The 14,442-nt window shown below is 41.2% G+C and carries 10 protein-coding genes and 1 pseudogene; 3 read left to right on the top strand and 8 right to left on the bottom strand.

The window, feature by feature from the left end:
- Nucleotides 1–43: 43 nt before the first annotated feature.
- Nucleotides 44–1,000, bottom strand: a complete 957-nt coding sequence (locus ACJV7B_RS00700; RefSeq protein ID WP_116793927.1) for a nucleoside hydrolase — start codon at nucleotides 998–1,000, stop codon at nucleotides 44–46.
- Between the two features lie 341 nt (nucleotides 1,001–1,341).
- On the opposite strand from ACJV7B_RS00700, the gene ACJV7B_RS00695 reads away from it, so the two are divergent.
- On the top strand, nucleotides 1,342–3,615 hold the full coding sequence (locus ACJV7B_RS00695) for a HelD family protein (RefSeq protein ID WP_419388702.1): 2,274 nt from the start codon (nucleotides 1,342–1,344) through the stop codon (nucleotides 3,613–3,615).
- A 125-nt stretch (nucleotides 3,616–3,740) separates the two neighbouring features.
- Here the strand turns inward: ACJV7B_RS00695 and nrdR are convergent, their stop codons facing one another.
- Together nrdR and ACJV7B_RS00685 are read right to left on the bottom strand one after the other, a co-directional pair.
- Nucleotides 3,741–4,196, bottom strand: a complete 456-nt coding sequence (nrdR, locus tag ACJV7B_RS00690; protein ID WP_004128279.1) for a transcriptional regulator NrdR — start codon at nucleotides 4,194–4,196, stop codon at nucleotides 3,741–3,743.
- Between the two features lie 62 nt (nucleotides 4,197–4,258).
- The gene (locus tag ACJV7B_RS00685) at nucleotides 4,259–4,642 is read right to left on the bottom strand and encodes a LysM peptidoglycan-binding domain-containing protein (RefSeq protein WP_308582167.1); all 384 of its coding nucleotides are present in this window, start codon (nucleotides 4,640–4,642) and stop codon (nucleotides 4,259–4,261) included.
- A gap of 206 nt (nucleotides 4,643–4,848) precedes the next feature.
- On the opposite strand from ACJV7B_RS00685, the gene lexA reads away from it, so the two are divergent.
- Nucleotides 4,849–5,547, top strand: coding sequence for a transcriptional repressor LexA (gene lexA / locus ACJV7B_RS00680; protein ID WP_116794587.1), 699 nt, complete (start codon nucleotides 4,849–4,851; stop codon nucleotides 5,545–5,547).
- Nucleotides 5,548–5,637: 90 nt separating this feature from the next.
- On the opposite strand, the gene ACJV7B_RS00675 is transcribed toward lexA, so the two are convergent.
- From ACJV7B_RS00675 to ACJV7B_RS00655, 5 genes are all read right to left on the bottom strand, one after another.
- Nucleotides 5,638–6,117: a GreA/GreB family elongation factor gene (locus ACJV7B_RS00675; RefSeq protein WP_004135915.1), complete on the bottom strand. Its 480-nt coding sequence runs from the start codon at nucleotides 6,115–6,117 to the stop codon at nucleotides 5,638–5,640.
- Nucleotides 6,118–6,196: 79 nt separating this feature from the next.
- Nucleotides 6,197–6,604: an FKBP-type peptidyl-prolyl cis-trans isomerase gene (locus ACJV7B_RS00670; RefSeq protein WP_004128295.1), complete on the bottom strand. Its 408-nt coding sequence runs from the start codon at nucleotides 6,602–6,604 to the stop codon at nucleotides 6,197–6,199.
- A gap of 126 nt (nucleotides 6,605–6,730) precedes the next feature.
- Entirely contained in the window at nucleotides 6,731–8,227 is a 1,497-nt protein-coding gene (locus ACJV7B_RS00665; protein WP_419388701.1) for an L-serine ammonia-lyase, read from the bottom strand.
- 83 nt (nucleotides 8,228–8,310) lie between these two features.
- Nucleotides 8,311–10,950, bottom strand: a complete 2,640-nt coding sequence (locus ACJV7B_RS00660) for an HAD-IC family P-type ATPase (protein WP_419388700.1) — start codon at nucleotides 10,948–10,950, stop codon at nucleotides 8,311–8,313.
- Entirely contained in the window at nucleotides 10,940–11,635 is a 696-nt protein-coding gene (locus ACJV7B_RS00655) for a hypothetical protein (RefSeq protein ID WP_419388699.1), read from the bottom strand. The genes ACJV7B_RS00660 and ACJV7B_RS00655 overlap by 11 nt, the downstream gene beginning before the upstream one ends.
- Before the next feature lie 431 nt (nucleotides 11,636–12,066).
- On the opposite strand from ACJV7B_RS00655, the pseudogene ACJV7B_RS00650 reads away from it, so the two are divergent.
- A pseudogene (locus ACJV7B_RS00650) lies at nucleotides 12,067–14,442 on the top strand (hypothetical protein); the annotation flags it as partial.

Below are 14,442 nucleotides of genomic sequence, written 5' to 3'. Positions count from 1 at the left end.
ATCCAATCATTTATTACGTATAAATTTTGTTATTAACTTTTAATCAGCCAGCAATTTTTGCCAAGTTAGAAATGCGCGTCATGAATTCGTTCAAGAAGCGCTTAACATCTACACCCAAAGCTACTTGCATTGTTTTAACAGGGTCGTTCAAACGTGTTACATCACCAATAGTGCGTCCACGAGTTGGGCCTTCAACATCTACCTGCATGTTGATTGGCAGCGTTGTAACAAGCGTTGGGTCAACAGCAACCGCAACAGCCAACGGATCGTGTAAGCCGCAGCCACCAAGGTGAGGAGCAGTAGTTTCGTAAGCCTTAATGTAAAAGTCGGTCATATCCGCAAGGAACTTACCAGCTTTCGTGCCAAGATCACGCCATTGCTGGGTTTCTTTGTAGGTAAGCAAGGTTTGCAAAGTCACATCCAAACCAACCATTGTTACCGGTGCGCCAGAACGGAATAGCTCATTAGCAGCATCTGGATCTTGAGAAATATTTGCCTCAGTCCACGCGTTCACGTTGCCATGAATTGTAAGAGCGCCGCCCATAAGCACAATCTTACCGATTTCATCCTTAATTTCCGGAGCTTTCTTCAACGCTGCAGCAATGTTTGTCATAGGACCAGTTGGAACATAAATAAGATCCTTGCCATAAGTCTTAACAGCATCAATTATGAAATCAACAGCTGGCTCAGACTCAGCTTCACGCTTGGAATCTGGAATAACAACATCGCCAATACCATTATCACCGTGAATAAATGCAGAAATAGGCAGAACTTCAAACGAATCTTTCGTGCTAGCATGCGGCAAACCACGATACACTTTAACTTCTGGATGCCCGAATAAATCTGTTATAGCAAGAGCATTACGAACGCCCTGCTCCATTAAAACGTTTCCATACGTACCAGTAATACCAATCAGCTCAACCTCAGGGCTACCAAGAGCATAAGAAATTGCTAAGGTATCATCAACACCAGTGTCCAAATCAAGAATAAGCTTCTTCATGTGAACTACCTTTCTGATCACAAACTCGCTACATCAACAGTGATGCAGTAAGCCATTCTGTTTATTTTTAAGTTGCAACAAACTAGTAGGCGTCAACCTCATCGTTTTATGCTTCACAACTCAAAAATTTTATCTCTTTATACTTCAAAATCAACCCTTATAAACATATGTTTAGATTATATTTTTACAGCAAAATAAAACGCAATTATTCGCTAAGCTTTTAGTCTGTTTTAATTTAGATTACAACACGAAATAAATCAGTGGTATATGCATCGAGATATACTTAAATGCCTAAAAATTGGCTTTGATTTGGTTGCAGATTTTACGAAGAATGGAAGCGTATGTCTACCTATTCCTCACAACTTAGCGAAGAACAGCAGGCTGTTGACAGTGCTTATAGTCGACTTGATGATTTGCGTAACACTATTCGCACACGCTTGGATGCTGTACGCGCAGCAGGTTCACACGGATCTCCTACTCAACGTACAGAGCGTGATTCTTTCGCAACCATGTACGAGGATCGCTTAACACAGTTGCGTGCCGTTGAAGATAGGCTTGTTTTTGGGCGACTTGATAACACAGAAGGTATTAGACGATACATTGGCCGCATTGGTTTGCTCAGCGAAAACCACGATCCTATTCTTACAGATTGGCGAGCTGAAGCAGCACGACCATTCTATGAAGCTACTCCTTCGCATCACGGCGACATTGTTATGCGTCGTCACATTACACTTCGTTTTAGAGACGTTGTTGGAATTGAGGATGAAATTCTCGATATTCATTCTGAGGAAGTAGGAAAAGCTTCTGAACAAGGAACTTTAACCGGCGAAGGTGCACTGCTAGCTTCATTAGGTTCTCGCAGAACCGGAAAAATGACTGATATTGTTGCAACTATTCAGGCTGAACAAGACCGGATTATTCGAGCTCCTTTGGATCGCACGATTGTTGTTCAAGGAGGACCTGGTACAGGAAAAACAGCTGTTGCTTTGCATAGAGCAGCATACTTGTTGTACACTCACAGACGCAAACTTGAGCGTTCTGGAGTTCTTATTGTTGGACCGAGCTCCGCATTTTTGCGCTATATTGATCAAGTTCTTCCATCTCTTGGCGAAACTGGCGTAGTAAGCCGCACTATTGCGGATTTAATTCCTGGAATTCACGCAACTTGTGAAGATTCTGCGTATGCTGCAAAATTAAAAGGCATGTACCGTATGCGATCGGTTATTGCAAACGCTATTGCAGCTCGTATTCGCGTACCTAAAAATCTTCCAACATTACATATTGGAGGCTTAAGCGTCCCTCTTCTAAAAGAAGATATTGAGATTGCTCAAGTAGACGCACAACATACTCATCAACCGCATAATCAAGCGAGAACCACGTTTGTTAAAACAGTGCTTAGCATATTGAAAAATCGTTATTTGGAGAAGCTTGATTATGTTCCAGATCAAGCTGAATTAAACGATATAACTTCTCAACTTCGCTTGGACGACAAGCTTCGAATTACGCTAAATCTTGCATGGCTTCCAATGACCGGGCAATGGCTTATTGATCAGCTTTTTTCAAAACCTGATCAGTTGCGCAAATATGCTCCTTGGCTTAGTGAAGAAGATATTAATGCTCTTACTCGCAAAAAAGGCAGCCCTCTTACTAAATCTGATATTCCACTTTTGGACGAAGCAATGGAATTGCTTGGAGCAGATCCAAAACTTGATGCTCAAAGAGCAGCTTTACAGGCTAAGAAGCTTGAGGAACAGCAGTTTGCTGCAGATACTTTGGCTCAGGCAGGAATAGGAAATGGCATTGTAACTGCAGATATGCTTCTTGATAATTTGCAGGGAGATGACGCTGGCATGCTTGCGCGTAAAGCCGCATCCGACCGCGAGTGGACTTATGGTCACATAGTTGTAGATGAAGCTCAAGAGCTTACCGCAATGGACTGGCGTATGCTTATACGACGCTGCCCTTCGCGCTCATTTACTATTGTTGGAGATGTTGCGCAAACTTCTGCTTTAGGCGGCACACACCGTTGGCAAAAAAATATGAATCCAATGTTTGGCGAACCAAATTGGGATCTTTATGAACTTACGATTAATTATCGTAATCCTCGAGAAGTTTCCGAAGCTGCAAGCAAAATTGCAACCAATTCTGGATTATATATTTCCACAGTTAATGCTGTAAGATCCGTGCCAGATTCTCTAATGTCAGATATTGTTGAATCTAATGATGAGCTTGATACAACTCTTGCTAATTCATGCGTTCAATTGTTCAAAAAGTTTATATCTGAAGATGGTAGCGGTCGCATAGCTATTATTGCTCCTTGTGACATGGTGGAACATACTCAGGAAATAGTAAATCAAGCATTAAAGAATGCTTTACCTGAAAAAATTTGGAATAACATTAGTCAGCAGAGTGCCGACGATTGCCAATGCAGTGTTTCTACTGCAGAAGAGGTAAAAGGTCTTGAATATGATGCTGTGATTGTTCTACAGCCTTCTAAAATTGAGCAAGAAGCGGCTTCTAGGTTGGCGGCAGCAGCAAACCTGTATGTTGCTATGACGAGACCAACTCAAAGATTGCATATTATTCGCACCAGAAATGATGCAAATTTTGAATAATAAAATCTAAAACGCAGAAAACTTAAAAAATTATCCTGTTATTAATTTAATAACAGGATAATTTACTAAATAGACGGACAGTTAGGTAGTTAATTAATTAATTAATTAAGCTCTTAGTAAGAGTACTACTCTTCTTCTTTACTGCGCTTCAAATCTTCAATCGCACGCTCAAAATCTTCAAGACCAGTAAAGTTCTGATATACACTTGCGAAACGAAGATACGCAACCTCATCTAATTCACGCAATGGCTTAAGAATAGCTTTACCAACTTCTTCAGAAGTTACTTGAGCTAAACCACGTGCACGCAAATCAGCTTCTACTCGCATACCCAATGTCTTTAACTCTTCTGCATTAATAGGACGACCCTGGCATGCTTTACCAACACCAGCCACAACTTTTGCACGATCAAAAGGCTCAACAGATCCTGAACGCTTCATTACAAGTAATTGCGTCGTTTCTACTGTTGTAAAACGATTTCCGCACACCTGACATTCACGTCTACGGCGAATAGAATAACCATCTTCACTAATACGAGTATCAATAACTTTCGTATCTGAATTTTTACAAAAAGGACAATGCATATATTCAGCATACTAGAAATTAAGGAAACACGACATAATAATGTTCACTTTATTTTCTAATATCACTGATTTGAACTAACAATTGGCACATTAATAGACTGTCCAACTTCCAAATCGGCAGATGAAAGATGATTTAAGGAAATAAGTCGTTCTACATTATCTGCGATATCGCCATTTTTTGGAGTAATAGTTGAAGCGTAACTCCACAATGTGTCACCTGGACGCACAGTATATGTAATAAACTTTTCAGGAACAGCCGAAACAGCAGTTCTTGGCATGAACACAGCACAGAATACAGCTATTGCCATAAGAAGTACAATGATTCTTAACACCCTATTTCTTCTAAGGCGCATTGCAGAAGCTCGTTTACTACCTGAAACAGCTTTAGTTGCGATTCTTTTTGAACGAGCACTAATGCGATTATTGTTCCTCAATGCCGTATTCATAACTATCCTTTCCGTCGCCATCAATCAATTGAACATTTGTTCTATCGAACAGGTGTATCAATAATGACACATTTGTTCGACAGTTGCAACGGCGTGTCGAACAGATGTTTGATTTTTTTGAAGAAGTGAGTTATTATTAATACATCGAAAGGAGCACCATGAATAACGAGAAAACAAACAGCAATGCCGCCAACAATAATGACAGCATTGACCTCAGCAATGTTGACGAATTATCACTTACAGAACGTCAACGTGCAATTGTTAACGCTATTCAAAACAGTCTCAAAATTCATGGTTTTCCACCTTCCTTTAGAGAAATAGGCGAAGCAGTTGGACTTAGAAGCCCATCTTCCGTAAAACACCAGCTACGCGCTCTAGAAGAAAAAGGAGTTTTGCGAATTAGCGCAAATAAAGGGCGCGCAATTGAAATTCTTGACGATTCTGTATCTGATAGCAAAATAAATACCATCATCAATAAAAGTTATTCAAAATCTGTTGATATTGCTGCTTATGATTCAGATTCTGTAATTAATTCTAGAGATGTACCTTTAGTTGGACGCATTGCTGCTGGAATACCAATTACAGCAGAGCAACATGTTGAAGATGTTATGCGCTTACCAGAACGATTAACTGGCACAGGAAATCTTTTTATGCTTGAAGTTCATGGCGACTCTATGATCGATGCCGCTATTTGCGACGGAGATTATGTTGTGGTACGCGAACAACACGAGGCAGTAAATGGAGATATTGTTGCCGCTTTACTTGACAATGAGGCAACAGTTAAAACTTTCAGAAACGACAATGGCCACGTTTGGCTTATTCCTCACAATCCTGCATACTCTCCTATAGACGGCTCACACGCAACTATTATGGGCAAAGTTGTTACAGTGCTAAGAAAAATTTAATTAATCCTAAAACCCAAACCCCCAAAAAAATCTCCCCATCTGATACATAAATAACCAGATGGGGAGAATTATTTTATTAAAACAACCTACTTATGCAAGAGGATTAGATTCCTTAACAGTCACAGAAATCTCACGGCCATTAGGAGCAGCATAGCTAACAGTATCTCCCGCATGAGCACCCATAATCGCTGCACCAATAGGAGATTCAGGGCTAATAACGTCGTAATCTGTAGCTACAGCAATATCTCGAGATCCAAGAACATAAGTCATTTCGCGACCAGCAAGTTCCAAAACAACCAATGAACCATTTCCAACAGTTCCAGCTTTCGGAGCTTCAAGAATCTTAGCATTACGAAGCTTTACAATAAGCTCGTTAATACGACCCTCATTCTTGCCCTGCTCTTCTCGAGCAGCCTGATAGCCACCGTTTTCCGACAAGTCACCTTCAGCTCGAGCTGCAGCAATACGTTCAGTGATTTCTTCACGATATTCACCTTCGCGATGCGCCAACTCTTCCTTCAACTTGTCGTACGCTTCCTGCGTAAGCAAAATAGTTTTTTCCTCAGCCATTTATACCTCCCTATCCAACAATCTCTTACAGAGTTAAAGACATTACGCGCTTAAATAAAACAGCGCACACACTTTTAACTCAACGAGTTGAAATAATATCAACAACAAATACTAAAGTTGCTCCACCGTCGATACCAGCTTGTGGAACACCGCGAGAACCATAACCATACTCAGGTGGAATCGAAATCAGCAAACGAGATCCAACATTGTGCCCAGGAACAGTGCGATCCCAACCCTGAATTACTTGACCAACGCCAATACCGAAGCTGGCTGGAGTGTGGCGAGCAAAGCTGGAATCAAACGGCTTTTCACCGCCCCAAACAACACCATGATAATTCACAGTTACAGTATCACCAGCGCGAACAACTGGTCCATTACCTTCAACCAATTCAACAACTTTAAGACCAGCTGGCGGTTCAGATTCAGGGAACGTCACCGTTGGCGTAGTACCAAATTCTGCAGTTACTTCCGGCATATCCTGTGCCATATTGCCTCCTTTTTAAAAACTCTAATTAGTATAATCTGCAATAGTATAACATCTGCATAGACTGGTTTTACAGCCTTATAGAATTACTAAACGCATTTAGACCAACTCTTATTAACTTGTCCTAGATTAGCACTCAACAACGTTTACAGCTAGTCCACCTTTTGAAGTTTCTCTATATTTAGACATCATGTCATGACCAGTTTCTTTCATAGTCTTAATCGCCTGATCAAGACTTACCATATGCGAACCATCTCCAAGCATTGCCATTCTAACAGCATTAATTGCAGTATTTGCAGCCATAGCATTGCGCTCAATACAAGGAATTTGAACTAAGCCACCAACCGGATCGCAAGTCAATCCTAAATGATGCTCTATGCCGATTTCTGCAGCATTTTCAACCTGTTCCGGCGTTCCTCCCAATACTTCACACAATCCAGCTGCAGCCATTGAACAGGCAGAACCAACCTCGCCCTGGCAACCAACTTCAGCACCAGAAATCGAAGCGTTGCGCTTAAACAAATAACCAACCGCACCGGCAGCAAGCAAAAATCGCACAACTCCATCTTCATTAGAAGAATCAACAAATCGCCAATAATACTGCAATACTGCAGGAATTATTCCTGCAGAACCATTCGTTGGAGCAGTAACAATACGCCCACCACCAGCATTTTCTTCGCTAACAGCGAGCGCAAAAAGATTAACCCAAGCAGAGTCTGAACTTTCTAAAGCAGCATCCGAACGACGACGATTATTGCGAAGCATGTCTGAGTTTGCAGCTAACCGCTCATACATTCGAGGAGCTCTGCGAGGAACATCAAGACCACCTGGCAAAATCGGTTGCTTTGAATTACAGCCATTTTCCACGCATTTGCTCATAACTTTCCAAACATGCAGCAAATAGTTGCGCACGTAGTCAGCGTCACCTTCATGCAGTGCAAGCTCGTTTTGCCACACAACATCGCTTATTGACATACGCTTTTCTAGGCAAATATTTATAAGCTCATCGCAAGAAGTAAAAGGATACAGAACGGTGGAATCTTTTGTTTGATTTGAAACTTTTTCTGTATTTCCATTATTACTTTCGTTATTACTTTCGCTTACACCATTCTCATTGGCATTATTTTCATCCTGCTCAGTAACGCGCTCATGCAAACCAACCATTGCATCGTCCGCATGACCTTGACGCACAAATCCGCCGCCAATTGAATACCATACTTGCTCATCGATTTTGTTTCCGTTAGCATCTTCTGCCACAAAACGCATTCCGTTAGGATGAATAACCATGCGTTTCCACTTTTCAAAAACAACATCATTATCGTAGTCAAAAGAAATAGTATGCTCCCCTGCAAGCGTTAAAGTGCCGGTTTTTTTGCATTCCTGACGAATAGTAAGCATGTGATCAGTGTCTACATTATCTGGAAGATTTCCTTCAAGACCTGCAACGCAAGCACGATCAGTTCCGTGACCAAGACCAGTTAAAGACAATGATCCGTAAAGAGTCACACTTACATGCGCAACGTTTGCAAGACTACCACTTTTTTTAAGCGACGTAACAAACGCATAAGCTGCACGCATAGGACCTACCGTATGCGAAGAACTAGGACCAACGCCTACTGAAAACATCTCTAAAATACTAAACACATATCTATTGTAAGCATTATTAAGCTAGCTTTGACACTAATTGCGTTAGAAATATGTTAGATTGTTCACTTCTTACTCTGTTTAGATAACAAGTTTGCTAAGCTCACGCACGCAAACCATAAGATTACTGCTAAAACAACAGCTATAAGCATTACAGTAAGCGCACTTCCCGCAGTCGGCACGTGAAGTTCAAAGAACTTTGCAGTAAACGGTATAAAAGCTCCAGCAACTCCAGCTGCAGCAAATAGCGCAACCATAATTCCTCTCCACGAACGCAAAGGTTTAGCAACGCTTGCAAGCACGAGTATGCCGAGAACAAATACGATTACGGAACAAATGCTACGAGTGGTTGCCAAAGCTTGCGCGTTTGAAACAATAAAACGAGATGCTATTAAATTATTTGCAACAACGTCGTCAAGATTTAATCCCAAAACTCGCGGAGCTATAACAGCAGTCGCAAGCACAGAAGCTGCTATAGCAAATCCGCTAGGAACAGCAAAACGAACAACTCGCTTCAAGAATCCTGGAATATATCGACGAGTATTAGGCGCAAGAGCAAGTAAAAATGCTGGAATACCAATGGTTAAAGAACCAATATAAGTAATATGACGAGGCAAATACGGGAAGTGCAATGCTAGAAGCACAACTCCTGCAGAAATAAGCGCAGAATAAACAGTTTTTACAAGGAACAAGCCAGCCACGCGTTCCATATTTGCCATCACTTGCCTACCGCGAGCCACAACATCCGGCAAATGCGAGAATCGTGAATCAACAAGAACCACTTGAGCTACAGCTTTTGCAGCAGGAGCAGCATTGCCCATAGCAACGCCCAAATCAGCCTCTTTAAGCGCCAACGTATCGTTCACACCGTCACCAGTCATAGCAACCACATGACCTTGAGCGTGAAGCGCCTGAACAATCGCTTTCTTTTGATGAGGAAGCACGCGCCCAAGCACATCCACATTTTCAAGTACTTTAGCCAATTCGCTAATATCTTCCGGCAGTTTTCTAGCATCTATTGCAACAGGCTTGCGCTCTCCTGTTAAGCCAACTTTTGCAGCAACAGCCGCAACAGTTGTAGGATTATCACCCGAAATTACTCGGCAGCGCACGCCCTGCTCACGGAACCATTCGAGCGTTTTACGAGCATCTTCACGAATACGCTCAGAGCAGCGAACTAAAGCAACAGGCTGAGCGCTCTCGCAAATAGTAGGAGAATCTCCAAAAGTTTTATCTGATTCTGTGACGCTACTTACTTCGTTACTTTCAACGCTATTTACTTTTGCAAGAAGCAGCACGCGCTCACCAAGCTCCGCATAAGAATTAACTTTCTCTAAAATTTCATTAGAATTTGCATAATTAATAGCGCTTAGCAATACTTCCGGAGCACCCATATACCAAGTTTCATATTCTCCACTACTTTGCGCATATTGCACAGCACTCCATTTTCTAGCAGAAGAAAATGGAAGGCGGTTAAATATATGCTCACTAGCTGCGACTCCTTGAGAGGCAAGCCCTTGCATAATCGCAACGCCTGTTGCGTTTGGATTTTCTTCGTTTGATAAGTCAAACAAAGCTTGGTTGATTTGTAAGTTGGTCTGCAAGTTGGTTTGTAAAGATATTTCGACACTAGTATTATTTAGATTCTCTACACCAATATTATCTATATTTTCCACGCCAACGAATGCAATACCGCCGTCGGTTATAGTGCCAGTTTTGTCCAGATTCAAGCAGTCTACGCGCGCTAAAGTTTCTACAGATTCCAACTCCTGAACTAACGTTTGCTTACGCGCAAGTCGCATAGCAGCCACCGCAAAATTAAGCGAAGTAAGAAGAACCAACCCCTCTGGAATCATGCCAACAACGCCTGCAACAGCAGAAACAACAGCTCCCCTCCAAGCACCAGTCTGCCAAGCTTCAACAAATCCGCCAACCTTGTGCATTTGCGACCACACAAGCAGCACGCACAAAGGCACCACAACCATCGTCATATACTTCAAAATCGTGTTAATTCCACGGCTTAAGTCAGAAATTGTTTTGGTATAAACCTTCGCTTGCGCCGCCAATTTTGCCGCGTAACTGTGCTCTCCAACGGCAGTAACACACGTTAAAGCCATTCCAGAAACTGCAGTAGATCCGGAATAAACGTCGTCACCTTTAGCTTTACGAACTGTAGCAGACTCGCCCGTAAGCATGGACTCGTCCATTTCCAAGCCCCACGATTCCAGCACTTCTACGTCTGCAGGAACTTGCTCGCCAGCCCTAAGCCACAAAATATCCCCAAGCACAATATCTTTGTGCGCAATCTCAATATTTTCTCCACCTCTACGCACCATTGCGCGAGCGGCAATCAATATAGAAAGCCTATCCAAAGTGCGCTTTGCTTTTAGTTCAGTCACAATACCAATTCCAGTATTCACCAGAATTACCGCACCAAAAACAGCATCCTTCCACGAACCCGTGGCAAGAACAACCACCATTGCCGTAAAAATAATCGCGTTAAACAATGTGAACACGTTCGCGCGCACAATATCCATTAAAGAGCGAGAAGTCTGCTTAGAAGTAATATTTACGTCTCCGCGAGAAACTGCCTCTGCAACCTCCTCGGTACTCAATCCAGAAACTTCTATTTTAGGAAGCGCCGCAATAGCGTTATTATTAGCATTTTCTGCAGACTCTATTGCTTTTTGTTTATTACTTGTCATTTACAATCACTTCCCTACCGTGTGGCGTATTGTCAATTATTGCGCGAACAATGCTTAGCAAAGATGACCGCTCAGGCGCTAAATTATGCGAAATATCCCCAACTCTAAATATTGCAGCATATAAAGTTTCGTCTTTTGGTGCGTTTACAGGATTTACTAATGCAACTGGCACTCCAGCGTAACGCGCGTATTGCAACGCAGAAATCCATTCTTTGCTTTCAGATTGTTTATTGCTCGCAATCTTATTGAGCTGTTTGTTCTCTTTTTTATTTAGTTGATCATTAGCATTATGCGGATCGTCAACGCTTGTTACGTCTAGCGCGTTAATAAGTATTAGTGAAACAGGCTGCTCGCTTGCAGCGCGAATAGCTTGTTGAGCTGCATCGTTCGCATTATTTATATTTGACACAGAAACGTAAGAAGCACTTAAATTTGCCATTTTGCACTTCTGCATAATATCAGCATCGAGAACTGCTAATTTAGAACCAATTACAAGTAAATGAATATCGTTAATATCCACACCGTCGTGAATTATGTCCCCAGCGCGACCAGTAGCTCCAACAGCTTTACCCTGCGGTTCGCAAGCACTCAACGCACCCAGCGCTAAAGCAGTTACAACAGCAGTCGCAAAAATAGTAGTAGCGCGTTTAGAAAACATAAGACTTTTATACCACATCTTCAACATAAGTGGCTGAAGCTAAAAAATAATTATTGTAAAAGATAGAGATAAGTTGCAGAAATAGAAAAACACTCGTTATCACGAAATAGACGTAACATAATCTGAGAAATAAGAATTCGATAGCAAAATCTGCGACACACCATAAGTCATATAGCAAGTTACGAAAATAATAAAAAATTTTCGAAAAATATATGTTGTTATAACATTTAGCAAAAAATTTTCTTTTAGAGCACCCCCCCCCCGTAGGAAATTTTACAGTCTAAACTAATTTAAAACTGAAAAATATCATGAAAAATAACAAAAAATGATAGAATTTTTAGATAGACCCATTTAAATAGAGAGTTTTATTACTGGCATTGGAGAGATTTGTCATATAATTCGTTCTATTTATTTGTTTAAAAATTCGTTAAAGATTAGGGAAAATTAAGGAGATTGTTATGACAACCGCTAATCCTTCAAAACATACATCATCAAAATCTTCTAAAAAGCGTTCTTCACACAAAGTACACACTCTTCCGTTAGCAACAATGGCTGCTTTGTTGACAGCAGCAACCTGCTTAGGCAGCCAACCTGCAATGGCTGTTACGGCAACCGCAATTCCTACAACAACACAGGATAGAGTAGTTAGAAGTCTTACGAGCACTGTTGCTGAGTCTCAAAATCGTGAAGCTGATGTGGTTGTTAACAATCCAGAATGGCTTAAGACTCCTAGTATTCTTGAGTTCCAGCGTTATCGTGCTACTAATGATGAAATTAAAGATAAAAAAACAATTAATTCCGACGAGTATGGTAGCGATGAGCACAATACTCTGACTAAAAAAACGGATATGTATGCACATATCGAAACAATAGATGGTGCTAAATATCTTGTATTCGACGTGTTCTTCAACAATGATGCTCAATCGATGGTAAAAAATTCAAAGAGGCAGTGGTATATATGGCAAGTACCGTACCAAATTGCTAAGTTAAATTCCGATGGCTCGTTTGCAAACGACACAATCCGCGACTTACGTTTTGACGCTTACAAACTTAAAGATGCATCACAAAATGACAAATTAAAACGCAAGATGAACTTTACTCTTTCGCGCGATTTTGCCAAGTTTGAAAAAGTAGACAATCAGTCAACATCTATAAACTTCCCTAACGATAGCGAGAAGAACTTCGGTGTAAGAAATCCTTCAAGATTCCAATATAGTTTAGGACCGAATCAGACAAAATATGAAAAAGATATGAAGAATCTATTCCATGGAAATTTTGAAGATTACGCTATTGGTAAAGCAACTTGGCTAGATTACCCATATAGTGGTAAGAATTATGGAATAGGTATTCAAACTTCAGAAGTAAATCTTGCATTCCATATGCATGCCGCAGTAAAGCTTAACAGTACAGCGATTAACGAAAAAGCCACAACGTATGATGAAAAGTACGCTAATATACATAATGCTTGGACTTGGGCAGATTCTGCAACATATGGAAGCACAACAAGCTCATCCTACGCGTGGGTTTCTGGACGAGATCCAGAATCTGACCAAGATAAAAACTTAAAACGCCACAAGGATGACAAAGAAGCGCCAAAAATTTATTACAATGGCAAGGAAATAACCGACGACAATCAGACCATTCCACTTAATATAGGCGATAAACTAAGCTTCACTACCACCGATAACAAGGGTTATATTGAGAAGTTTAGCATTTCTGGTTTAACAAAAGCTCCTAAAATCAAGCAAGGCGCTGGAAGCGAAAGTGAACCGCTTTCATCAGACGACATAAAAGTTACTAAAAAAATGAATGGCTCGGAAGCAACTATTACTTCCGAGGATGGCTCTGGCAACGTTACCACACGCAAAGTTAAAGTCGAGGTTACTAAAAAGAAAACACTTGCTGACGAACATCCTCTTAAAGGTAAAACCATTGATACTACCGTTGGTGAACCATTACCGCAATTGACAGAAATTGACAAACTTGTTGAGATTACAGGCGTAGACAAGCTTAAACAGAACCCAACCTTAAGGTGGAACGGCACTGCTACTCCAAACACTGATAAAGTTGGCGTATTTACCCCTAGTATTAAGGGAGAATACTCCGATAAGTCCAAGAGTTTTACAAATGTAACCATCAATGTTAAACCAAAGAAGCCAGTTATCGACACTGATCCGACTAATCTTGCTGGAAAGAAAGGGCAGAAAGTAACAGTATCTGTTGGGAACGGTATTCCTACTGACACTAAAGTTACTACAACAGTTACACTGTTTGATAAAAATGGCAATGAAATCGGCTCTACTACAACGATTAACGGCGATAAAGCGGAGATTACAGTTGAGAATGGAATTCCTGAAGGCGACGTGTATGCAACAACGACTGTCACGAAGCCTGAAGAAAAGACTCTTAAAGAGACAATTCCAGGATTTAAACTAACTTCAGAAAAAAGTGATAAAAAACGAGCTACTGCGCCTAAGGATAATGAAAAACCAACAATTACTGCTACTTCATCGCCTGTAACAGTTGGGCAAGATTTGAAGATTCACATTGTTGCTAAAGATGATGTGAAGGTTAAAGACGTCGACACTTTACAGGCGCTAATGAAAGCCAATCTGCTTCAACAAGCTGATATCCTTAGTGGTCGTGCAAGTGTTTCAAAAACCACTGACACTGATCAGGAACAAGTGTTGGATCTCACTGTTACGAATATGCAGCCGAAGGAAGTCGGTACACATACTCTAACCCTCACGGTAACCGACTCGGCAGGAAAAACCAGCACCGTAACTCTAACCATAACTGTGAAGCCAGCTGCTCCAAAGGTCGAGCCTCAAAAC

The sequence above is a fragment of the Gardnerella bretellae genome (assembly GCF_048545135.1).
In the GTDB taxonomy this organism is placed as follows: domain Bacteria; phylum Actinomycetota; class Actinomycetes; order Actinomycetales; family Bifidobacteriaceae; genus Bifidobacterium; species Bifidobacterium greenwoodii.
This window is presented reverse-complemented; position numbering and strand designations above follow the sequence as displayed.

Coding starts and splice junctions, on each gene's coding strand:
- ACJV7B_RS00700 (WP_116793927.1), bottom strand. CDS start 1,000: ATGAAGAAGCTTATTCTTGATTTGGACACTGGTGTTGATGATACCTTA.
- ACJV7B_RS00695 (WP_419388702.1), top strand. CDS start 1,342: ATGTCTACCTATTCCTCACAACTTAGCGAAGAACAGCAGGCTGTTGAC.
- nrdR (WP_004128279.1), bottom strand. CDS start 4,196: ATGCATTGTCCTTTTTGTAAAAATTCAGATACGAAAGTTATTGATACT.
- ACJV7B_RS00685 (WP_308582167.1), bottom strand. CDS start 4,642: ATGAATACGGCATTGAGGAACAATAATCGCATTAGTGCTCGTTCAAAA.
- ACJV7B_RS00675 (WP_004135915.1), bottom strand. CDS start 6,117: ATGGCTGAGGAAAAAACTATTTTGCTTACGCAGGAAGCGTACGACAAG.
- ACJV7B_RS00670 (WP_004128295.1), bottom strand. CDS start 6,604: ATGGCACAGGATATGCCGGAAGTAACTGCAGAATTTGGTACTACGCCA.
- ACJV7B_RS00665 (WP_419388701.1), bottom strand. CDS start 8,227: ATGTTTTCAGTAGGCGTTGGTCCTAGTTCTTCGCATACGGTAGGTCCT.
- ACJV7B_RS00660 (WP_419388700.1), bottom strand. CDS start 10,950: ATGACAAGTAATAAACAAAAAGCAATAGAGTCTGCAGAAAATGCTAAT.
- ACJV7B_RS00655 (WP_419388699.1), bottom strand. CDS start 11,635: ATGTTGAAGATGTGGTATAAAAGTCTTATGTTTTCTAAACGCGCTACT.